We start from the raw sequence: 21,768 nt of genomic DNA, 5'->3' as shown, positions 1-21,768 counted from the left end.
CGCACTCGGTGTGCGGGGTCCGGCGGTCGTGGGGTTGTCCCTCAGCGGGACGCGCCGGCGAGATCGCGCGACCGCGCATCGTCGGTGGCGAGCCAGCCCAGCTTGGACCCCAACGCGGCGTCGACGCTGAACCGTCCGGCACCGACGACCGCCAGCAGCAGCGAACCGGCCGCGAGTGCGAGGACGAACTCATATCCGCCATCGGAGACCCAGATCCCGCTGTCGACGTGGGCGATGAACAGTGCGCCGACCATGTCGAGGACGAACAGCGCCGCGACGATCGGGGTCAGCAGACCCGCGATCAGGGCGATGCCTCCGAGGATCTCGAGCCACGTGACGACGAAGGCCGAGAACGATGCGGCGGGAACACCCATCGCATCGAATCCGGTCTGCGGTCCCGACCACCCGTTCTGCTGGAACTTCTGCAACCCGTGTGCCAGGAAGATCACGCCGAGCGCAACGCGTCCGATGAGGATGCCCGCGCTGCGGACGAGGGGGTTGGTCATGACAGAGCCGCCTTACTGCGAGTGATGAGACTTGATGGATCAAGTGAAGGCTAGAGGGTCACACTTGATGCGTCAACAACAGGGCACCGCTGTTCACTTCGGATACACTGCGCAGATGCCCACTGCGCCCGAGCCGAGGTGGCTTGATGACGAGGAGATGGACGCCTGGATCCAGATGGCGACCACGCTCGCGCATCTGCCCCATGCCCTCGATGCTCAGCTCTTGCGTGATGCTCAGATCACGCACTTCGAGTACGAGGTGATGTCAGCGTTGTCCGAGGCGCCGGATCGCACACTCCGGATGAGCGAACTCGCCGAGCTGTCCTACGGTTCGTTGTCGCGCCTGTCGCACGTGGTCGGACGACTCGAGAAGCGCGACTGGGTGCGGAGGCATCCGTGCCCGGAGAACGGCCGGTTCACCAATGCCGTTCTCACCGAGGCGGGTTGGGAGAAGGTGGTGGCAACAGCTCCCGGTTACCTCGCGAATGTCCGCGAACTCGTCATCGACCGGCTGACCCGTGCGCAACTCCGGCAGCTCGCCGCGATCGGCCGCCGAATCAACGTCCGGCCGTCCGGGTCGTCGTGACGTCCGGAGCGAACCGTACGGCTGGATCGTCGCTGCCCGCTCAGAGTTTCTGCGTGCCTATCACATTGAGCAATTCGATCTTGCCCGCGGCATCGGTGCGCGGGGCGGCGGTCAGGACGAGCAACACCTGCGACTGGTCCTCGGTGAACAACGCCTGGCAATCGACTTCGATGGCGCCCAACTCGGGATGCAGCAGAACCTTGTGATCCTCGAATCGTCGGCTGATGATGTGCGTGTCCCACAGGTCTGCGAATTCGTCACTGCGCCGTATGAGTTCGTCGACCATCGCCCCGGCACGCGAGGTGGCGCCCATCGCCCCGTACGCAGCACGCAGCGAGGCGACCTGGGCGCGGCTCTGCCGCTCGTGGTCGTCCCGCGGATACAGACCACGCGTGTCCGGGTGCACGAACCACCGATAGATGGCGCTGCGCTCGAAACCCGTCAGATGTTCCACTTCGCCGAACAGCGCTCGGGCGCAGTCGTTCTGGACGAGTGTCTCCCCCAGTGCGGACAAGATCAGCGCCGGCGTGTCCGTGAGACGGTCGAGGACTCGGAGAAGGCCCGGTGCGATGTGGTCCGAACCGGCCACCCTGTCGGGTGCGCTGTGCCCGGCCACGCGGAACATGTAGTCGCGCTCGTCGCCCGTCAGCCGCAACGCGCGAGCCAGCGCCGCCAGCATCTGCGTGCTCGGTTGTGGCCCGCGACGCTGCTCCAGACGTGTGTAGTAGTCGGTCGACATCGCCGCGAGCTGCGCGACCTCCTCGCGGCGTAGCCCGGAGGTGCGTCGGCGGGCGCCCGGCGCGAGACCCACATCCGACGGTTGCAGCGAGTGTCGTCGGCTCACGAGAAATCCGGCGAGTGCATCACGGTCCACCACGTCAGTATCGCGTGGCCGTCGCAGCGCAGCCAGGGATCGGCGATCCCCCGATGACCGCGCTCTGGATGCGGGTGGTGCACCGCTCGACACTGAGACCATGAACATCACCGGAAACACCATCTTCATCCCCGGGGCCACGAGTGGAATCGGTCTGGCACTTGCGCTGCGCCTGCACGACAAGGGCAACACGGTCATCGTGGGTGGCCGTCGGCGCGAACTGCTCGCACAGATCCAGAGCGATCATCCCGGGCTCCACACCATCGCCATCGACACGACCGACCCAGAGAGCATCGATGCGGCCGCCGGAGCAGTGATCTCCGAGTTCCCCGACCTCGACGTCCTGATCACGATGGCCGGCATCATGCGTACCGAGGACTGGACCTCACCCGCCGGGTTCCTCGACAGCGCCGAGGCGACCATCACCACGAACCTCCTCGGCCCGATCCGTCTGATAGCGGCGTTCATCGATCACCTGCGTACGCGGCCTGCCGCCACCATCATGACCGTGTCCTCCGGTCTTGCGTTCGTTCCCCTGAAGGTGACACCGAGTTACAACGCCAGCAAAGCTGCGATCCACATGCTGAGCGAATCGTTGCGACTGCAACTCGCCGACACCACCGTCGAGGTCGTGGAACTGGTGCCGCCCGCGGTGCGGACCGACCTCATGCCCGGCCAGCGCGAGAGCGACTTCGCCATGCCCCTCGACGAATTCGTCGACGAAGTGGTCGAGATACTAGACGCCCGGCCCGGCGCCACCGAGATCCAGGTGGAGCGCGTGAAGTTCCTCCGGTACGGGGAGGTTCGCGGAAACTACGCTGAGGTCGTCGCGACCCTGAACAACCTCGACCCACACGGCGTGTGAGCCCCATCTCCGCTCCGGCAAGTGGAGCCCGCGCCGCGAAGGGCCTCAGCCGAGTCGGGTGATGGTCTCCCTTGCCGACTCGGCGACGGCATCGCGGAACCCGCTACCGGCCCACAGGTTGATCCCGTCGGGGTCGCTGCTCGCAGCGCGCCGGATGCCGCCTGTCAGTGTGTTGACGGCCGGATACTCGGCCACCGCGGCGTCGGAGAACCTGTCGGTGAACAGGTTTCGTAGCGCGCGTGCCGGTCTGCCGCTGAACGCCCACGTGACCACGGTGTCGGTGCGCATCGGGTCGGCCAGGGCCGCCGCGTGTGCGGGTTTGGTACCTGCCTCGGTGGTTCGCAACAAGACGGTACCGACTTGCACCGCAACGGGTCCCAGCGCGCGGACCTCGTCGGCACGGTCCGCGGTGGAGATCCCGCCCGCTGCGACCATCGGCAACGCCACCCGATCACCGACCTCACCGATCAGCTCGTCGAGGCGCAGTGTGGGAGGGGTTGTCCGACGATCGAAGACGGAGCGGTGTCCGCCGGCGTCCGGTCCTTGCACGACGAGCCAGTCGGCGCCGGCCTCGCGCGCCGTCTCGGCGTCTGCGGCGGTGGTCACCGTGACCCCGACACTGCACCCGTGCCGGTGCAGTTCGTCGAAGACGTCCGGTGGCGGGCAGCCGAAGGCGAACGAGACGAGCGGGATGCGCTCGTCGCACATCAGCCGGATCTTGGCGTCGAAGTGATCGTCATCCTCACCGAGGTCGTCGACCTCTGGGAGTGTCACTCCGAGACCTCGTGCGTAGGGCACGAGTTCGGCGCGGTAGCGAGCGACCGCGTCTCGATCGATGGGCTCCGATTCCGGAACGAAGATGTTGACGCCGAAGACCTCGGTGCCTGCTGCCCGTACGGCCGCGATGTCGGCCCGCAGCTTCTCGGGTGTCAGGTACCCGGCGGCGAGTTGACCCATGCCGCCTGCCGCGCCCGCAGCCACGACGAGGTCCGGGGTGGTCGGCCCACCTGCCATGGGGGCGGCGACAACACGGCGGGAGAGCTCACGGAGATCGAACATTCACGCCTTGTCTTTCGCCGCGCGGACGGCGGTGAACTGTGACAGTCGCGCGTCGGCGACCGAATCCATCTGCTCGAGCTCCATCCCCTTGGTCTCCTCGACCTTCCGGTACACGTAGAAGAACGACGCCGCGGCACAGAAGGCGAAGAAGCCGTAGATGATTCCCAGTCCCACGGCTTCTGTCATCGGCGGGAACAGCATCGAGATGGTGAAGTTGGCAACCCAGTTCACCGCGGTGCAGACGCCCAGCGCCACTCCCCGGATTCGGTTGGGGAACATCTCACCCAGCATCACCCACATGACCGGGCCCCACGTCGCGGCGAACGCGACGACGAACAGGTTGGCGCCGATCAGCGCGACCACGCCCCAGGGGTCGGGAAGCGAGATGTTCTCGCCCTCACCGATCTGCTGAGTGAACGCGATACACGCCATGAGCAGACCGATGAACATGCCCACCGATCCGGCGAGCAGCAGTTTCCGCCGGCCGATCCGGTCGACGAACAGGATCGCGACGAAGGTCATGGCGACGTTGATGACTGCGGTGATCACCGATGTCTTGAACGAGTCGGCCTCGGAGAAGCCGACCGACTGCCACAGCGTCGTCGAGTAGTAGAAGATCGCGTTGATTCCGACGAACTGTTGGAAGATGGCCAGCCAGATGCCCACCCAGACGAGCGGGTGGAGACCGAACGAGGGCCCCGAGATGTCCTTGATCGACGACTTCGCCTCGCGCTTGACGGTCAGCTTGATCTCTTTGACCCGCTCGAGGGGGTTCTCCTCGCCGGTCACCTCCTGCAGGATCCGCGCCGCCTCGGCGTCGCGGTTGCGGCCCACCAGATATCGCGGTGATTCAGGGATCAGCAGCGCCAGCACTCCGTAGACGATGGCGGGCACGACGCCGACGAGGAACATCCAACGCCAGGCCTCCAGGCCCCACCAGAAGTCGGCTGACGCGCTGCCGGCACTGTCGGCGAGCAAGGCGTCGGAGAGCAGAGCGGAGAAGATGCCCAAGGTGATCGCGAGCTGCTGCATCGAGGCGAGCGCTCCGCGATAGCGGGCAGGGGCGATCTCGGAGATGTAGGCAGGCGCGATGACCGAGGCGATGCCGATGCCGATGCCGCCGAGGACACGCCAGATCAGCAGATCCGGAATGGTCTGGGTGAAACCGGTCCCGATCGCCGAGATGATGAACAGCGCCGAGCCGAGCAGCATCACACGCTTGCGTCCCCAGACGTCGGCGAGTCGGCCGGCGAACCACGCACCCAGCGCACAACCGAGCAGCGCGATGGCAACGGCGAAGCCGGTCATCAGCTTTCCCAGTCCGAAATCCGCTTCGATCGAGTCGACCGCGCCGTTGACGACGGAACTGTCGAAGCCGAACAGGAACCCGCCCACGGCCGCGGCGACGGTGACGCCGATGACTTTCGCGGTGTGCTGTTCGGCGACCTCGCGACGTTGAAAGTCGGTCATGACCGGGCCCCGATCACTGTCGCAATCCACCGCGGAATGTGTGTCATGGCCGTGACCTCGCTGTCCGGTTGCATGGACGCCGTGAACCGGCGTTGCGGACCAATCTACTCGCGAAGTCCGCCGATCCAGAGGTTATCGAACACCTCGCGATCCACGACACCCCGCGGGCGGCAACCGTTGTAGGGGCGGACGACGTCGCACGGGCCTCAGGCGTGCTCACGCGGTTCGGTCGGCGCGGATCCGTACCCCGGAGGCGAACACATCGGCCAGGGGTGCCGGACGTCCGAAGTGATAGCCCTGGGCGAGGTCGCATCCCACCTCGGCGACCGTTTCGGCCTGGGCGGATGTCTCCACGCCTTCGGCGACCACCCGCATCCCGGCGGCGTGGGCCATGGTCACGATCCCGGCCAGAATCGACCTCGCGCTGTGGTGCTCGTCCAGGGCGTCGACGAACGACTTCGCGGTCTTGAGGACGTTGACCGGCAGCCGGTAGAACTCGCTGAGAGACGAGGCGCCAGTACCGAAATCATCGAGCGACACCTGCGTTCCGAGCTCGCGCACGTCACGGAGCAGGGCCAGCAGATCGCTGTCGATGGGCGCGAGCGCGCTCTCGGTGATCTCCAGGCACAGCGCCTCGGGCGCCAACCCGGATCGCTCGAAGGTCTCGCGAAGTCGTGTGATGAACAGGCCGTCGGTGAGCTCTCGCCGAGATACGTTGACACACAGCGTCACCCCGCGAAGACCGGTAGTGGCGGCCACCTCGGCTGCCGCAGTTCCCAGAACGTAGGCGCCGACGCGATCGATGAGGTTGGATTCCTCGGCGACCGGGATGAATTCGGCGGGCGAGATCGAACCCAGTTCCGGATGACGCCATCGCAGAAGGGCTTCCAGTCCGACCAGGGTGCCGTCGTCGGTCGACACGATGGGTTGGTAGTGGATTTCCAGGCAACCGGGATCGGCATCGAGAGCGCGCCGCAATTCCTCTTCGATTCGTTGCCTGCGCTGCATCTCCTCGCGATGCTGGGTCCGAAACCTGACGTAGGAGGCGCGAGATGTCTTGCGCGCCTGGTGTAGCGCGATGTCGGCGTCACGGAGGAGGTCGGTCGCGGTGTAGTCGTCGTCGGCCTGGACGGTCGCCACACCTATGCTCGCCTCCACCTCCAACGGGTCGGCCCGACCGCTGACGGACACCGGCCGGAAGACCGAGCCGCGGATGTTGTCGATCTGGTGCTCGACCTCTTCTGCCGAGCACGCGATGCCGAGCGTGGTGACGACGACGAATTCGTCACCGCCGGTGCGGCCGACGGCTGCTTCATCAGGTGTCACCGCGGCCAGCCGCTGCCCGACCGTGTGCAGCACCTCATCGCCTACCGCGTGACCCAGTGAGTCGTTGACGATCTTGAAATTGTCGAGGTCGATGTAGAAGATCGCGACACAGCAGGCGTTGTCCTCCGCACGCAGCGTGCTGAGCTGTGATTCGAGTTCGTGGATGATGCCGGCGCGGTTGTACAAGCCCGTCACGGGGTCGTGGTCGGCCTCCCAGACCAGTTGTGTTCGTTCCCGGTGACGGTCGGTGATGTCCAGGAAGGACACCAGCGCGACGACGTCCCTGCCGTCGTCGTCGATGGGCCGACAACTGCACGACAGCCACCTCTCCCCTGTCGGCGTCGTGATCGTCGCGGTGGCATCGGTGATCGCTTCGCCGTTGCGCAGACAGCGCTCGATCGGTGATCCCCCGTCGGCGAAGTCGAGTGACAGCCGGTGGACGCTGGCACCGGCGACCGCCTGCGGACCGAGCATCGTTCCGGCTGCCGGATTGGCCAGTTCGATCGTGCCGTCCTCCCGGACCACGATGATCGCCTGATGCAGCGCCGCGAGTACGGATCCGAGCCGTTCGACGAGCGGACGCCGGTTCGGTTCCGCGACGATGAGGAAGCCGTCGTCGATGATCGTCACCGACAGGTGGGCGAGGAATGACCGGCCGGTGTCGGAGCGCCGGTGGACCTGGTCGACGGCGCCGCCGAGGGACACCGCCGCATGCGGGTCGACCCGCGCGCCGAGAACCTCACCCAGATCACGTCCGAGTGCGTCGGATGCGGTGCGACCGTACATCGTCTCGGCCGCCGGGTTCCACGACCGGATCGTCATGTCGTCGGCGACGGCGATGACCGCGTTGCTGACATGGTCGAGCAGTGCCGCCTGGCGACGCAGTGCCGATTCCGCCGCCTTGTGAGCGGTGATGTCGCGGAGAATCACCTGATAGGCGGCCCGGCCGTGCCAGACGGTGCGTACCGAGGTCACTTCCATCGGGCGCGGCACCCCATGGGCGTCGACCATGATCACCTCCCGCGGCTCGGTCGACGCTCCGGGACGGTCTCTCATCCCGGCGATGCGCTCGGTCATCGGACGGAGTTCGTCGGGGTGGACGAAATCGGCGATCGGCCGGCCGAGCATGTCCGCGGGTTCGTCGAGGCGCGCGAACGCGAGGGCCGCCGAGTTCGCGTAGACGATCGCGCCTTCCTGGTGCACGGCGACGGCATCGGGACTCAGTTCGAGGAGAAGCCGATAGCGTTCCGCGACCGCGGTGTCCGCCGGGTCGGCACCGGCCCCGCCGGTGGGCGCCACGGAGTCGGACCGGTCGTCGGATGTCGGTTCAGGCACGCTGCGCTCCCCTCCGAGCCCTGTACGCGACGTCCATGTTCCCCCACGGGGCACCGAACAGTGGCGGTTCAGGCGGATTGTCGTCCCCTCGGCGCCCACTCGGCTGCGTGCTCGCGGTGCAGTTCTCTCCGCTCGTAGAGGTCTGTCTCGTGCCCGGATAGTCGCAGACTCCTGCGGGACGCCCTGCGAAGCCGCACAATTCAGTCATGACCGACGAATCAACCTCCTCGCCCGTCACGGGTGCCGAGCCCGCCGATCCCCCATCGACATCCGGTGCGCGCCGGGCGTTGACCATGTTCCTCAACTCCCCGTTCGCCGGAATGGCTCCGTGGATTCTCATGGCACTGATCACGGGTCCGGGCCGTTTCGAAGAAGCCGCGGCCGCTGCGTTCGCGCTGTCTCTCCTGCTCGTCATCGGCGGACACAAACGAGGTACGAGCATCAAACTGCTCGAGGTGTTCGACGTCGCATACTTCGGGTCGATGGCGCTCATCGCGTTGTTCGCCTCTGAGACGGTCATCGACTGGCTCGAGAGGTGGGGCGGCGAACTCACCAACATCGCCCTCGTCAGTTTCGCGCTCGGTTCGATCCTGCTACGTCAGCCGTTCACCCTGCAATACGCACGGGAGACCACCGAGAAAGAGTTCTGGGACAGCCCGCTGTTCATCCGCATCAACTACGTCATCACCTGGGCGTGGGTCGGCGGGTTCGGTGTCGCGGCCATCTCGGGAGCTTTCGGCGACCTGGTCTTGGAGGATTCGAACAACTTCTGGACGGGCTGGATCATCCAGATCGGTGGCACCATCTTCGCGATCGCCTTCACCGAGTTCTATCCCGACTACGCCACGTACCGCACCGCGTCACGCGAGGGCTGGGCCACCGACGAGAAACCGCAGTCTGTCCTGCACCTGTTCGAATGGGTGCCGATGTACGTCATCGCCATCGGCATCGCGGGCCTGGTCACCGACTCACTCGGCACCGTGGCCGGTGTGATCATCATCGTGGTCGGAGCCGTGGGCATCAACGTGTTCAAGCGGCTCACGACGGCGATGGATGCACGACTGGAACGAACGGTCCCGGCACATCGGTAATGTCGGCTGCATGAAACTCGAAGGCGTTGGAATCTGGAGTTCACCACTGCGTTACGGCGACACCGGGGAGGCCGCGGAATCCGCGGCCGAACTGGACGAACTGGGGTTCTCGGCCCTGTGGATCCCGGATGTCGGTGGTCCGGTGCTGGATTCGGTCGAAAACCTGCTCGGTGCCACCACCAACGCCGTCGTCGCGACCGGAATCCTGAACATGTGGATGCATGAGCCCGCCGATGTCGCGGCCGCCCATGCACGATTCGCCGAACAGTTCGGGCAGCGATTCCTCCTCGGGTTGGGCATCAGTCACGCACCGCTGATCGACGCCAAAGAGGCGGGGCGCTACAAGAAACCCCTCGCCACGACGAAGGCGTTCCTCGACGGCCTCGACGCCGCGCCGACTGCTGTGCCCACCGACGCCCGGGTCCTGGCGGCACTCGGGCCCAAGATGCTCCAGTTGTCCGCGGACCGCACCCTCGGTGCACACCCCTACCTGGTGACGCCGGATCACACGAAGATCGCCCGCGAGACACTCGGAGACGGACCACTGCTCGCTCCCGAGCAGACCGCGATCTTCGCGGCGGATCGCGACGAGGCGCGAGCGATCGGCACCAAGTGGCTCCAGGGTTACCTCGCGATGCCGAACTACGCCAACAACCTGCGCCGGCTCGGCTTCTCCGAAGAAGATCTCTCCGAGGTCAGCGATCGCCTGTTCGACGGGCTCATCGTGTGGGGCGACGAGACCGCGATCCTCGAGCGGATCAACGAGCATCGCGCCGCGGGTGCCGACCATGTGTGTGTGCAGGTGCTGCAGGCCGACCATCGTGGGTTCCCCCGCGAGCAGTGGCGGCGGCTCGCAGCAGCTCTGCGCTAGAGGGTCGGGCCACGCGCGAGGTTTACCTCCCGATGTCGGCTGGGCACACTCCGGCATGGCCATCAAGAAGAACGACACCGTCCGCTGGAACACTTCCCAGGGGGAAACCGAAGGTACCGCTGAAGAGAAGCGCACCAAGGAGTTCACCTTCGAGGGTCAGAAGTTCAAGGCCAGCGAGGACGAGCCCTACTGGATCGTGAAGTCCGCGAAGACGGGGTCGAAGGCGGCACACAAGGAGTCATCGCTGTCCAAGAAGTAGCTGCTGCGGGGTAGCCCCTGCGTTCGACGCACTCCTATACCTAGAACTGCTATGGTTCTAACAGTTCTAGGTATAGGAGTGCTATGTATATCGAGAAGGATCTGGTCGCGGCGTCGGCGACACCGCTGGTGTTGGGCATCCTCGCCGAGGGTGAGTCGTACGGCTACGCGATCCTCAAACGCGTCCGGGAGATGTCCGGTGGACGCATGGAGTGGACCGACGGGATGCTCTATCCCCTGCTCCATCGGCTGGAACGCGCGGGTCACGTCGAAGCGTCATGGGGTAGCGCCGATTCCGGACGTCGCCGCAAGCACTACACGATCACCGCGACGGGTCTTGCCGCCCTGGCCGAGCGTCGTTCGCAGTGGGAAGTGGTCGCCGACGCCCTCGATCAGGTCTGGCGGTCGGTCGCGATGCCGCCGACGGCGGAAGGGCTCGCATGACCGCGGACTCCGAGCTCGAGACCCAGATCGACCGTTGGCGCGGGTATGTGCTCCGACATCAGGCGATCGCCACCACCGACGCCGACGAGATGGAAGATCACCTGCGCGGGCAGATCTCCGATCTCGCCGCCTCCGGCCTCGACGACGACGAAGCGTTCCTGGTCGCCGTCAAACGCATGGGGCGCGTCGACGCACTCTCCCGCGAGTTCGCCCGTGAGCATTCCGACCGGTTGTGGAAACAGCTGGTCCTCACGGCCGAACCCGTGGAGCACCTCGGCCGCCTGCGCCACGAGCTGCCGGTGGTGATCGCGCTCATCGTGGCAGCGTCGGCGACCTTGCGGATCGCTCTCGAGGTGATGCCCGAGTGGGTGCTCGTCCGCAATGCGGCGCTGCTCGTCCTCCCCTATCTGGCGTTGTACTTCGGATGGAAGCGACAGGTGTCGCCACGCGCCGCGGGTACGGCGGTGGCGGGCTTCGTCCTCGCCGGGGTCGTGGTCAACGCCTACCCCTTCGTCGACGAAGGACCGACCCAGGTGATCGTCACCATCCATGCACCGATCGTGCTGTGGTTCCTGGTGGGTCTGATGTACGTAGGCGGGCGTTGGCGATCGGGTCCACGGCGAATGGACTTCATCCGGTTCACCGGCGAATGGGTCGTCTACGCAACACTTCTCGCTCTCGGTGCGGCAGTGCTGACCGGGTTGACGGTCGGGGCGTTCGCCGCGCTCGACATCGACGTCGAGAGTGTCGTGACCGAGTGGGTCGTTCCGGTCGCCGCAACCGGGATCGCGTTGCTCGCGGCGTGGCTCGTGGAGGCCAAACAGAGTGTCGTGGAGAACATCGCGCCGGTTCTCACCAAGGTGTTCACGCCCGTCACCGCGGTGATGCTCGTCGTGCTGCTGGTCGCGATGGTGACCAGCGGCAATGTCGTCGATGTCGACCGCGGACTCCTGATCCTCGTCGACCTGATCCTCGTCGTCGTCCTGGGCCTGCTGCTCTACGCGATCTCCGCCCGTGATCCGCACCTCCGACCAGAACTGTTCGACCGGTTGCAGCTGGTCCTGGTGGTCACGGCGCTCGCCGTCGACGCCGTCATGCTCACGATCATGGCCTCGCGGATCGCCGAGTTCGGGTTCACCGCCAACAAGACCGTGGCCCTGGGCCTGAACCTCGTTCTCCTGGTGAATCTCTCGTGGGCGGCGTACCTGCTGTTCGGATTCATCAGCCGGCGCCGGGGTTTCGATGCGACCGAGAAGTGGCAGACCGACTACCTGCCGATCTTCGGGCTGTGGGCGGCGATCGTGGTCGCGGCGGTGCCGCCGCTCTTCGGCTTCGCGTAGGCGACGTGCGCGACCACATCGTCGCGTCGACGTGCGCGTAGACTTCGCGACCATGGCGATCGTCAACCGAGGATTCGTGGGGCGGCGCGACCGCGACGCCCGGCGTCTCCCTCCCGGCCAATACACGACTCTCGACTTTCCCGTGCTCTCGGCCGAGCCGACCCCGTCGGTGTCCGTCGACACATGGAAGCTCGCGGTGCAGTCGACCGACCACCGCGCGGCGACCTTCACCTGGGAGCAGTTCCAGGACCTGCGGCACGACGAGGTGTCCACCGACATCCATTGCGTCACACGATGGTCGAAGTTCGATACCCGGTGGCGCGGGGTGTCGTTCGACACGCTGCTCGATGCGCTCCCGTGGGAACCGGCACCGTATGTGATGGCCCACTGTCACGGCGGGTACACCACCAACGTGCCGCTCGCCGACCTCATCGGCGGACGCGGCTGGATCGCCGACACCTACGACGGTGAGCCGCTCGCCGCCGAGCACGGCGGGCCGGCGCGCCTGCTTGTGCCCCACCTGTACTTCTGGAAGAGCGCCAAATGGGTTCGCCGCCTACGCTTCATGACCGAAGACGCCCCCGGTTTCTGGGAGGAACGGGGATACCACATGTACGGGGACCCCTGGCAGGAACAGCGGTACTCGTGACCACGTGGCATCTCACGACGGTGACCTCTGTCGTCGACATCACGCCGTCGGCCCGGACCTTGCGCCTGGCCTTGCCCGAACCCCTCCACGCACTGCCCGGTCAGCACATCGACATCCGGTTGACCGCCGAGGACGGATACTCGACCGCACGTGCCTACTCGCTGTCCGATGTCCGCGAGACCAGGTCGGTCGAGGTGACTGTCGAGCGGCTCGAGGACGGCGAGGTGTCGCCCTACCTCGTCGACGTCGTCGAGGCCGGTGACCCACTCGAGATCAGCGACCCCCACGGATTCTTCTTCACCTGGCCGTCGGGCGACGACCGTCCGGTCCAGCTGATCGGCGGCGGTTCGGGGATCGCGCCGTTGATGTCGATGATCCGCGCGCGGGAGGTCGAGGCGCCACACACGCCGTTCTCACTGGTGTACTCGGTGCGAAGTCCGGAACGCGTGTACTACCGCGACGAGATCGCGCTCCTGACCGAACACCACCGGATGGATGTCCATCTGATCCACACGCGTGTCGCTCCCGACGGGTCACCGCGGCCGGCGGGGCGCCTGTCCGCCGCAGAGTTGGCCGCGCTCACGATGGATCCGGCTCGCGACCCCACCGTCTTCATCTGCGGGCCGAACCGGTTCGTCGAGAACTGCGCTCAATGGATGGTCGAAGCAGGCCACGACCGCGCCCGAATCCGTACCGAGCGCTTCGGCGAATGAGGTGTCCGGGGTTCGGCAGGCACGCTGTCCGCTTTCGCCGAATTTCCCAAGTAAGTGCTTGATCGGCACGTAGCGTATCGACCATGACCTCTGCGTACGACTTCGCCGCGACCGGGATCGACGGGAACACCGTCGACCTCTCGGCATTCCAGGGCAGTCCCCTGCTCATCGTGAACACCGCGTCCCAGTGCGGCTTCACACCGCAATACCGTGGCCTCGAGGAATTGCATCGCGACTACGCCGACAAGGGATTACGCGTGCTGGGATTCCCTTGCGATCAGTTCGGGCACCAGGAGCCCGGTGACGAGGAGGAGATCAAGAACTTCTGCTCGCTGACCTACGACGTCTCGTTCCCGATGTTCGCCAAGGTCAACGTGAACGGCCCCGAGGCGCACCCGCTGTTCGTGTGGTTGCGCGATCAGAAGTCCGGCGTCCTGGGCGGCCGGATCAAGTGGAACTTCACCAAGTTCCTGATCGGACGAGACGGGGCGGTCGTCGCGCGGTTCGCTCCCACGACGAAACCGGAGAAGCTCGCCGGTCCGATCGAAGAGCAGCTCTGAGATGTCGAACCGGGTAGGAGGGACGCGTCCGTGACCACGACCGCCGCGGTGAGCAGGACAGGTTCGTTCGTGCGCGTGATCGTCGCCTACGTGGTGGCGTTCGGCGTCGCCGGCGCGTGGCTGGCGTGGGGCCCGGACACCGGCCGTCTGTGGCTCGACACCCTTGTCGCCGATCTGCTGGCGACGCTGGTGATCTTCGTCTTCAGCCGGGTGTACTCGAATTCGAGTCTGTACGACGCTTATTGGAGTGTCATCCCGCCCGCTCTGCTCGTGTACTGGTGGGCGGCGGGCGACGCAGGCATCGGTGCGGTGCACTGCTGGGTCGTCGCGATCGTCGTCGCAGCGTGGGCGATCCGGCTGACCGCGAACTGGGCGATAGGTTGGCCCGGTCTGCACCACGAGGACTGGCGGTACCCGATGCTGAAGTCCGGTGCCGGTCGCGCCGAGCTCGTCGTCGACCTGCTCGCCATCCACGTCTTCCCCACCATCCAGGTGTTCCTCGGCATGATCCCGGTGTACGTCGCGGTGACGCACACCGGTGGGACTTTGGTGTGGCTGACGGTGATTGCCGCCGTCGTCGGGCTCGCAGCTGTGGCGCTCGAGTACATCGCCGACGGTCAGTTGCGCCGCTTCGTCGCCCGACGTGAGCCGGGGGCGGTGCTCGACACCGGTCTGTGGTCCTGGTCCCGTCATCCGAACTACTTCGGCGAGGTGCTGTTCTGGGTGTCCATGGCCCTGTTCGGACTGGCCGCCTCACCCGGTGACTGGTGGTGGCTGTTCGTCGGCGCGGTACTCATGCTCGCGATGTTCCTCGGGGCCAGCATCCCGATGATGGAGAAGCGCAGCCTCGAGCGGCGCCCGGACTACCAGCAAGTCATCGACCGGGTGTCACGCTTCGTCCCCCGTCCGCCCCGGTCCCGGACCAGCCCCTCGCACCCAGGCGCTCATCCACCGGGTCAGGCGACGGCGTGAATCGACCGCGAGTCGCCATCGCCGGTCTCGGCGACTCCGGTCTCCTCACGGCGACACACCTCGCTCGCCGGTTCGACATCGTCGGGATCTCGTCGAAGCCGGCCCTGGTCAGCGGTCAGGAACTCGGCATGCGCATCAGCCGCCCCGATGATTGGGTCCGGGACTACCGCATTCCGTTCGGACGCTTTCGCCGTCTCGACGGGGTCCGCACCGTGCACGGCACGCTCACGGCTGCCGACCTCATGGACCGGACGGTCACGGTCCGCGAGGCGTCCGGCTCCGAACGGATCGAGCACTACGACGCATTGGTCATCTCGACGGGCGTCCGCAACGGCTTCTGGCGTCAGCCGGGTGTGCAGACGATCGACGGCGTCGACGCCGAACTACGCTCCGTGCACCGACGATTCGCGGAATCCGCCGGCGTCGTCGTGATCGGCGGCGGCGCCGCGGCGGTGAGCGCGGCCGCCAACCTCGCCGCGACCTGGCCGGACAAACACATCGCCCTGTACCACCCCGGTGAACGTGCCCTGCCGCAGCATCATCCGCGTACCTGGGCCGACGTGCACAAACGTCTGCGCCGGCTCGGTGTCGACGTCCACGGCGGCCACCGTGCCGTGGTACCCGACGGTTTCGCGTGTGACGAGATCACCGCGGGACCGGTGAGTTTCTCCACCGGGCAGCCGCCGGTGGATGCCGATGCCGTGCTGTGGGCGATCGGACGCGTCACGCCGAACACCGAATGGCTGCCCGCCGAGATTCTCGACCCGGCTGGATTCGTCCGCGTCACACCGGAATTGCGTGTTCCGGAGCACGATCACGTGTACGCGGTCGGCGATGTCGCCGCCACCGATGCCCTCCGCAGCTCGGCCCGCAATCGGGCGGATCGGCTGCTCGCCCACAACATCCGCGCCGATCTCACCGGGCACCCTCACCGCGCGCGGCGCTACGAACCACCTCGTCGTCGATGGGGTTCGGTCCTGGGTGTGCAGGCCGACGGGTTGCAGGTGTTCGCACCCAACGGGCGCCCGTTCCGCTTTCCGGCCTGGTCGGTCGACTCGATCCTGCAGCCGTGGATCGTGCGGCGGGGCATCTATGGCGGAATCCGCAACACTGACTGAACTCGCCGACTTTTCAGACATTCGGCTCGCCGGCCACGCCTACACTCGGCGCATGGGCAACGATCAGTTCTCTTCGTATCCAGGCGGACAAGCCGGGCAACCGGGCGGGCCGGGGGCGACACCACCGGCATCCGGCCCCGGATCGGTACCCCCGACGGGATCCCACCACGACTCGATGCCGCCGGCCGCGTCGCCTTCGGGAACCCCCGGGGTGGCGGAGCCGACGACGAAACCGACTGTCGGCGAACGAGCGAACTCGGTGGTGAAGAAGGTCGTGATCGGCCTCGTCATCGCCGCCTTGCTGGTGGTCACCTACTTCATCTTGGAAGCGTTCCTCCCTCGCTGGTGGGCCGGTCAGATCGGACGCCGCGTCGAGGGATCGTTCGGACGCGGGATCGCGACCGGTCTCGTTCTCGGGATCGTCTGTACGTTCGTCCCGATCCTCTTCTTCATGTGGTCGTTCGTGAATCGCGGTCGGATGAAGAACGTCCCGACGATCGCGTTCGCGGTCCTCGGGGTGGTCGTGGCCGTCCCCAATCTCCTCACGCTGACGGTGGTCGCCGGCGGAGGCAACGGCGCCCACGCCGGTGAGCGCATTTTCGACGTCGAAGCACCCGGGTTCCGGGCGGCGACCGCCTGGGGTGTGATCATCGGCCTGCTCCTCGCCGTCGGCGTCGGTTATTTCATCTGGCGCTACCGCAGGCGCGGTCGCCAGCTCAGCGCGATCAAGCACCCCCCGACGACCGAAGGGCGATGACACGTGACCGAGCAGCGAATCCTGGTCGACATCGACGACACGGGGGTCGCCACCGCGACGCTCAACCGGCCCGAGAAGCACAACGCGCTGGACCCGGCGATGTTCGAGGCGCTGATCGAGGTCACGGGCACCCTGGCAGCCGATGCGCGCGTCCGCGCCGTGGTCGTCCACGGAGCAGGCAAGAGTTTCTGTTCGGGGCTCGATGTGTCGAGCCTGGGTCAGGGTGGCGGCGTGAGCTCCCTGCTGGAACGCGAACCCGGAGTGCTCGGGAATCACGCGCAACGGGTGTCGCTCGATTGGGGCCGTGTCCCGGCACCCGTCATTGCCGCGATCACCGGCAACTGCTTCGGCGGCGGGCTGCAGATCGCACTGGGCGCCGACATCCGGTACGCGACCCCCGACGCCCGACTGTCCATCATGGAGGTCAAGTGGGGTCTGGTCCCCGACATGGGGATCACGCAGACCCTGCCGCGGCTCCTCCCCGCCGACGTCGCCAAGGAACTCACGTTCACCGGTCGCGTCGTCGACGGAGCCGAAGCCCAGCGGCTCGGTCTGGTGACGCGGGTCGTCGACGATCCCCTCTCCGCCGCACTCGAACTCGCACACGAGATCGCTGCGAAGTCGCCGCACGCGGTCCGGGCGGCCAAGAAGCTCTATGACGAGTCCTGGGCGGGAACGGACCCCGCGGCGGCGCTGATGCTCGAGAGCGAACTGCAGGTCGAGCTGATGGGGTCGCCGAACCAGATGGAAGCGGTACACGCCGGGATGGCGCGACGCGAGCCGCGCTTCGCCGACCCGGAGTGACCGCTGCCGAGGACGCCGTGCCGGTCAGTCCGACAGGCCGGCGTCCTTGCTGCCGTATGCCTCTCGCAATCGGGGCTTGACGACCTTGCCGCCGGCGTTGCGCGGCAGCTCGTCGATGATCACGATGTCTTTCGGATGCTTGAAGCGCGCGAGATTCTCGTTGAGGTAGGGCTCCATCTCCGCCAGGGTGAGGTCGTCGACACCCTCGGCGAGCACGACCACGGCGACGGGGACCTCGCCCCATTTCTCGTCCGCGCGGCCGATGACTGCGGCCTCGGTGACGCTGGGGTGACCGTAGAGGACGTTCTCCACCTCGGCGCAGTAGATGTTCTCACCGCCGGAGATGATCATGTCCTTGGCGCGGTCGACGACGTAGAGGAAGCCTTCTTCGTCCTCGCGCACGAGGTCGCCCGAATGGAACCACCCACCGCGGAAGGCTTCTGCCGTGGCTTCGGGCTTGTTCCAGTACCCGATCATCATGTTGGGTCCGCGGTAGACGATCTCCCCGACCTCGCCGGGTTTCACGTCGTTCATCAGCGGGTCGACGATCCGCGCGGTCACCGCGGGTACCACCTTGCCGATGGAGCCGAGTTTGCGGAGCGCGTCCTTGCCTTCGAGGATGGTGGTCACCGGTGACATCTCGGTCTGGCCGAACGCCGTCATGTTGGACGCCCCGGGGAACGACTCGTTCATGGCGTTCAGGACGGTGTCGGACGCCGGGGCCGCACCCCAGCTCATGGTCCGCAACTTGAGGTTCCGGGGCCGCGCCTTCTGCGCTGCGCTGACGGCCTGCCACTGTGCGGGCACCATGAAGACCGATGTGACGCCCTCGCGTTCGAGAGTGTCGAGCATGGTGTCCGGATCGAAGGCGCCGAGCGGATGCAGCACCGCACGGACCCCGCGATAGAAGATGGGCGCGAACCCGCCGATACCGGCGATGTGGAACAGCGGCGGCACGATCGACGCCACGTCGTCGGACTGCCCGTTGGTGGTGGCCATCGTGGTCACCGCCTGCGCCTGGAAATTCTGGTGGGTGAGCATGGCGCCCTTGGGCTTACCGGTCGTGCCGGATGTGTACATGATCGCGGCAACGGTCTCTTCCGGAACGTCGATCTCGGGCAGATCCGAGGCGTCTTCGGCGAGCAGGTCCTCGAAGTCGAGGTGCGCTTCGTTGTCACTGCCGTCGACGACGATGATGGTGTCGATCCCGCCGGTGGAGGTGCTCACCGCGTCGGCGAGTGGCGCCAGGAGCTTCTCTGTCACGACCACCCGCGCGCCACTGTCGGTCACCAGGTAGGCAACCTCAGCCGGACTCATGCGGATGTTCACCGGGACCGGGATCGCGCCGATGAGTGTGGCACCCAGAATCGCCTCGATGTACTCGGTGCGATTGAGCAGGGCCATCAGGACGCGGTCGCCGAACCGCACCCCCCGGCGGTGCAACGCCGCACCGAACGCGTGAGACCGGTCATCGAGTTCTTTCCAGGTGGTGTGCTTGTCCAGATAGGTGATGGCGGTCTTGTCCGGGGTCATCATCGCGTGCCGGCGCACCTGGTTGTTCCAGTGATTGCGTCGCGAGCGGTACGGCTCGGTGGTCACGTTGTTGGTGACCTCGGCACTTGCAGTCATGACTGCCTCCCATCGTCGAGCGGACTCGACCGTTGTGAACGACCCGAACGCGGGCCCCGGCACTGTTGTGCCCTGCGTCACACACATTAGGTCGTCCGCGTTGCCAGATTCAGGCGTTCACGCCGTTTGGTCGTCACTGTGGATGCCGCGGTAAAGCCGGTCACATTGAATCGCCGAGCCTTACGCCGCCCCTCACAGCTACTCGGCGGCGCGTCGTCGGAGATGGTCCCGCATTCGCTCATCACGCGTCAGTGCAGCAGCACGCTCGAAGTGCTCCCGCGCCGCCTCGCCATCGCCCAACCGGACGAGCAGGTCCGCGCGCGCCGCGTGGAAGGGTGCGAAGTCGGCGACGGCGGGGTCGGCATCCAGCCCATCCAACAGTGTGAGTCCGTCGGCCGCCGACGTCGAACGTCCGACGATCGCGGCATGAGCGGTGCGAGCACCGAGCGTGGGGGCGATGTCGAGCAAGGCGGCCGACAGGGTCTGCAGCGCAGCCCAATCGACGACCTCGGTCCGCGCGCGATCGGCGTGCACCGACTGCATCGCGGCCTCGAGCTGGAAACGTCCGCGCGGCCGGCCGACCGATGCGGCCCGCCGGAGCATCGCCTCGCCGTCGCGGATGAGCGCCGCATCCCAGGACTGCGGGTCCTGTTCGTCAAGTGGTACGAACGGGCCGGTTCGCGACGGTGCGCGGGACAGAGACAGTGCGATCAACGCCGCCAGCCCCCACGCCTCCGGTTCGTCGAGCAACGATGCGAGTGTCACGGACAGGTACAGCGACTCCCCCGCCATCGATTCGGCGACATCGGGATTCGTGCCGTCCTCATCGTTCCAGGCCTTGGCGAAACATCCGTACACCGCTTCCAGGACGGCGGGCAGACGTTCGGGCATCGCACCACGGTCAGGGATGACGAACGGTATGCGGGCGTCGCGGATGCGGCGCTTGGCCCGGACCAGCCGCTGCGACATCGCTTCCGGCGCGACGACGAAGATCTCCGCTATGTCGGCGGCTTCGAAGCCGAGGACCGTCTGCATCATCAGCGGCGTCCGTACTGCCGCGTCGATCGCCGGATGAGCGCACGCGAACATCAACTCGAGTCGCTTGTCGGGTATGGCGTCGAGATCGACGTCGTCGAATGGGGTCACGGCCATCGCTCCGCAAGAGAGGGTGTCGTCGAGGACCGTCGATGTCCGACATGCCGACGACTTCCACACGTCACGTTGCTGATTGCGGGCCACAGTGAGCAGCCAGCCCTCGGGGTTGGCCGGCACGCCGTCCGACGGCCAGCTGACGAGTGCCCGTTCGAACGCGACCGCCAGGGCGTCCTCGGCGAGGGCGAGATCACCCGACGACGAGGCGAGAAGCGCCACCAGCCGCGAGTACGACTCGCGGGCAGCATGTTCCGCGGCGGTGTGCGCTTCTCGTCGAGTCACGTGTTCGGGGTCCAGGAGCCGTTGACCGTGTACGTCGCGCCGGGGCGGATCTCTACGACCCCCCATTCGATCGGCGGCGCCTGGCGTGCCCACTCGATCGCCGCGTCGAGATCGGCCACGTCGATGACGACGGTCCCGCCGAGCTGTTCCTTGGTGTCGGCGAAGGGCCCGTCCTGCACCACCAGTCGGCCATCGACCTTGCGCAGCGTCGTCGTGACGTCCGAGTGCTGCAGCACCTCGGCAGTCACCAGGACGCCGGCCTCCTGCAGTGCGCTGGTGTACGCGGCGAACGCCGCCTGTCCCTGCGCCATGGTCTCCTCACCCAGGGTCGAGGCGTCCATCTCCGGGTAGTGCAACAGCAGTGAGTAGTGCATCGTCGAACCTCCTGTTCATCAGACCGTCTGTCGGCCCGTGTGCAGTGATGACGACCGTGCCGACCGCCATTCGACATCCGCGGCACATCTTTCTGGCGGCTCGCTACCGAGTTGCGAGCCGGTCGGCGCGCGCGGCGGCGTCGGGCCACATCGGTGGGCACGGGACGCCGGGGACGGTGGCGACCTCGAAGTGCCACCACTCGTTGGCGAATGTGCGGCACAGTCCCCAGCGGCTTCCCGTGCGTTCGAGCCAGGCTGCGCCTTCGCGCGGGCCCACGTCGACGGCTTTGCCTTGCACGTGGGGCGACTCCTCGGCCGGCAGAACCCACCTGCGTGCGGCGCCGGGACTGCCGTAGGTCGCGATCGCGTCGCGCCACAGCTGGCGCTGCTCGGCATCGGACCGTGTACCGGATGTGATCCACAGCGGAACGCCCTGTGCACGAGCGGTGTTCGACGCCTGGTCGTATGCGGTGCGCAGGACGGGGTCGAGGCCGGCGGTCGACGGCGCCGCGTGTGCGGTCGGGGTGGTCGCGCCGGACAGCATCACCGCACCGACGACGGCGGCACACAGGGTTGCGGTCCGAAGTACTCGTACTGACCCAACCCTCATCGACCCAGACCTCACTGTGAACACCTCACCACTACCGACCACTCCGCCATGGACCTCACCAACGCAGTAAACCGCAGAACCGACATCGGTGTCGCGAACCCACCGCGAGGGTTACCGTCGACC

At 66.6% G+C, this 21,768-nt stretch carries 23 protein-coding genes; 14 read left to right on the top strand and 9 right to left on the bottom strand.

Features of this window, described 5'->3' with window-relative positions; translation table 11 throughout:
• Positions 1 to 41: 41 nt before the first annotated feature.
• Positions 42 to 506: a DoxX family protein gene (locus tag ACSUZC_RS12265; RefSeq protein ID WP_439028827.1), complete on the bottom strand. Its 465-nt coding sequence runs from the start codon at positions 504 to 506 to the stop codon at positions 42 to 44.
• Positions 507 to 621: 115 nt separating this feature from the next.
• Here ACSUZC_RS12265 and ACSUZC_RS12260 point away from each other — a divergent pair, with 115 nt between their 5' ends.
• On the top strand, positions 622 to 1,092 hold the full coding sequence (locus tag ACSUZC_RS12260; protein ID WP_439028826.1) for a MarR family winged helix-turn-helix transcriptional regulator: 471 nt from the start codon (positions 622 to 624) through the stop codon (positions 1,090 to 1,092).
• 40 nt (positions 1,093 to 1,132) lie between these two features.
• On the opposite strand, the gene ACSUZC_RS12255 is transcribed toward ACSUZC_RS12260, so the two are convergent.
• Complete coding sequence (locus ACSUZC_RS12255) at positions 1,133 to 1,966, bottom strand: helix-turn-helix transcriptional regulator (protein ID WP_439028825.1); 834 nt, start codon at positions 1,964 to 1,966, stop codon at positions 1,133 to 1,135.
• Positions 1,967 to 2,066: 100 nt separating this feature from the next.
• Here ACSUZC_RS12255 and ACSUZC_RS12250 point away from each other — a divergent pair, with 100 nt between their 5' ends.
• Entirely contained in the window at positions 2,067 to 2,831 is a 765-nt protein-coding gene (locus ACSUZC_RS12250) for an SDR family oxidoreductase (RefSeq protein WP_439028824.1), read from the top strand.
• Between the two features lie 45 nt (positions 2,832 to 2,876).
• Here ACSUZC_RS12250 and ACSUZC_RS12245 read toward each other — a convergent pair whose 3' ends face one another.
• The 3 genes from ACSUZC_RS12245 to ACSUZC_RS12235 all read right to left on the bottom strand — a co-directional run bounded on the left by ACSUZC_RS12245 (position 2,877) and on the right by ACSUZC_RS12235 (position 8,021).
• Positions 2,877 to 3,890, bottom strand: a complete 1,014-nt coding sequence (locus ACSUZC_RS12245) for a nitronate monooxygenase (protein WP_439028823.1) — start codon at positions 3,888 to 3,890, stop codon at positions 2,877 to 2,879.
• Positions 3,891 to 5,360, bottom strand: coding sequence for a sugar porter family MFS transporter (locus ACSUZC_RS12240; RefSeq protein WP_439028822.1), 1,470 nt, complete (start codon positions 5,358 to 5,360; stop codon positions 3,891 to 3,893).
• A 216-nt stretch (positions 5,361 to 5,576) separates the two neighbouring features.
• Positions 5,577 to 8,021 carry a sensor domain-containing protein gene (locus ACSUZC_RS12235; RefSeq protein WP_439028821.1) on the bottom strand — a complete coding sequence of 815 codons (2,445 nt, stop codon included), beginning with the start codon at positions 8,019 to 8,021 and terminating at the stop codon, positions 5,577 to 5,579.
• A 206-nt stretch (positions 8,022 to 8,227) separates the two neighbouring features.
• Between ACSUZC_RS12235 and ACSUZC_RS12230 the strand changes: the two genes are divergently transcribed.
• From ACSUZC_RS12230 to ACSUZC_RS12175, 12 genes are all read left to right on the top strand, one after another.
• Complete coding sequence (locus ACSUZC_RS12230) at positions 8,228 to 9,112, top strand: hypothetical protein (protein ID WP_439028820.1); 885 nt, start codon at positions 8,228 to 8,230, stop codon at positions 9,110 to 9,112.
• A 10-nt stretch (positions 9,113 to 9,122) separates the two neighbouring features.
• Positions 9,123 to 9,983 carry an LLM class F420-dependent oxidoreductase gene (locus ACSUZC_RS12225; RefSeq protein WP_439028819.1) on the top strand — a complete coding sequence of 287 codons (861 nt, stop codon included), beginning with the start codon at positions 9,123 to 9,125 and terminating at the stop codon, positions 9,981 to 9,983.
• 55 nt (positions 9,984 to 10,038) lie between these two features.
• Positions 10,039 to 10,242, top strand: a complete 204-nt coding sequence (locus ACSUZC_RS12220) for a DUF2945 domain-containing protein (protein ID WP_238419569.1) — start codon at positions 10,039 to 10,041, stop codon at positions 10,240 to 10,242.
• An 83-nt stretch (positions 10,243 to 10,325) separates the two neighbouring features.
• A complete protein-coding gene (locus ACSUZC_RS12215) occupies positions 10,326 to 10,685 on the top strand; it encodes a PadR family transcriptional regulator (protein WP_439028818.1) in 360 nt (119 codons plus the stop codon).
• On the top strand, positions 10,682 to 12,025 hold the full coding sequence (locus ACSUZC_RS12210; RefSeq protein WP_439028817.1) for a permease prefix domain 1-containing protein: 1,344 nt from the start codon (positions 10,682 to 10,684) through the stop codon (positions 12,023 to 12,025). The genes ACSUZC_RS12215 and ACSUZC_RS12210 overlap by 4 nt, the downstream gene beginning before the upstream one ends.
• Before the next feature lie 52 nt (positions 12,026 to 12,077).
• Complete coding sequence (locus tag ACSUZC_RS12205) at positions 12,078 to 12,674, top strand: sulfite oxidase-like oxidoreductase (protein ID WP_439028816.1); 597 nt, start codon at positions 12,078 to 12,080, stop codon at positions 12,672 to 12,674.
• On the top strand, positions 12,671 to 13,387 hold the full coding sequence (locus tag ACSUZC_RS12200) for an FAD-binding oxidoreductase (RefSeq protein ID WP_439028815.1): 717 nt from the start codon (positions 12,671 to 12,673) through the stop codon (positions 13,385 to 13,387). Before ACSUZC_RS12205 ends, ACSUZC_RS12200 begins: the two co-directional genes overlap by 4 nt.
• Positions 13,388 to 13,470: 83 nt before the next feature.
• Positions 13,471 to 13,947 (top strand): glutathione peroxidase, encoded by a 477-nt coding sequence (locus tag ACSUZC_RS12195; RefSeq protein ID WP_439028814.1) that lies wholly within the window; start codon positions 13,471 to 13,473, stop codon positions 13,945 to 13,947.
• Between the two features lie 48 nt (positions 13,948 to 13,995).
• Entirely contained in the window at positions 13,996 to 14,919 is a 924-nt protein-coding gene (locus tag ACSUZC_RS12190) for a DUF1295 domain-containing protein (RefSeq protein WP_439033104.1), read from the top strand.
• Positions 14,916 to 16,037, top strand: coding sequence for an FAD-dependent oxidoreductase (locus tag ACSUZC_RS12185; protein ID WP_439028813.1), 1,122 nt, complete (start codon positions 14,916 to 14,918; stop codon positions 16,035 to 16,037). Before ACSUZC_RS12190 ends, ACSUZC_RS12185 begins: the two co-directional genes overlap by 4 nt.
• Positions 16,038 to 16,089: 52 nt before the next feature.
• Positions 16,090 to 16,794 carry a hypothetical protein gene (locus tag ACSUZC_RS12180; RefSeq protein ID WP_439028812.1) on the top strand — a complete coding sequence of 235 codons (705 nt, stop codon included), beginning with the start codon at positions 16,090 to 16,092 and terminating at the stop codon, positions 16,792 to 16,794.
• A gap of 3 nt (positions 16,795 to 16,797) precedes the next feature.
• Positions 16,798 to 17,598, top strand: coding sequence for a crotonase/enoyl-CoA hydratase family protein (locus ACSUZC_RS12175; protein WP_439028811.1), 801 nt, complete (start codon positions 16,798 to 16,800; stop codon positions 17,596 to 17,598).
• A 24-nt stretch (positions 17,599 to 17,622) separates the two neighbouring features.
• Here the strand turns inward: ACSUZC_RS12175 and fadD5 are convergent, their stop codons facing one another.
• The 4 genes from fadD5 to ACSUZC_RS12155 form a co-directional block, all read right to left on the bottom strand.
• Complete coding sequence (gene fadD5 / locus ACSUZC_RS12170; RefSeq protein WP_439028810.1) at positions 17,623 to 19,227, bottom strand: fatty-acid--CoA ligase FadD5; 1,605 nt, start codon at positions 19,225 to 19,227, stop codon at positions 17,623 to 17,625.
• A gap of 198 nt (positions 19,228 to 19,425) precedes the next feature.
• Entirely contained in the window at positions 19,426 to 20,661 is a 1,236-nt protein-coding gene (locus tag ACSUZC_RS12165) for an RNA polymerase sigma factor (protein WP_439028809.1), read from the bottom strand.
• Positions 20,658 to 21,035 carry a YciI family protein gene (locus ACSUZC_RS12160; RefSeq protein ID WP_439028808.1) on the bottom strand — a complete coding sequence of 126 codons (378 nt, stop codon included), beginning with the start codon at positions 21,033 to 21,035 and terminating at the stop codon, positions 20,658 to 20,660. Before ACSUZC_RS12160 ends, ACSUZC_RS12165 begins: the two co-directional genes overlap by 4 nt.
• A gap of 103 nt (positions 21,036 to 21,138) precedes the next feature.
• Entirely contained in the window at positions 21,139 to 21,645 is a 507-nt protein-coding gene (locus tag ACSUZC_RS12155; RefSeq protein ID WP_439028807.1) for a M15 family metallopeptidase, read from the bottom strand.
• Positions 21,646 to 21,768 lie beyond the last annotated feature (123 nt).

Origin of the sequence: Gordonia terrae (assembly GCF_051789125.1) — a bacterium.
Classification (GTDB): Bacteria; Actinomycetota; Actinomycetes; order Mycobacteriales; family Mycobacteriaceae; genus Gordonia; species Gordonia terrae_A.
The sequence above is the reverse complement of the archived record's forward strand: the minus strand, read 5'-3'. Positions and strand labels throughout refer to the sequence as shown.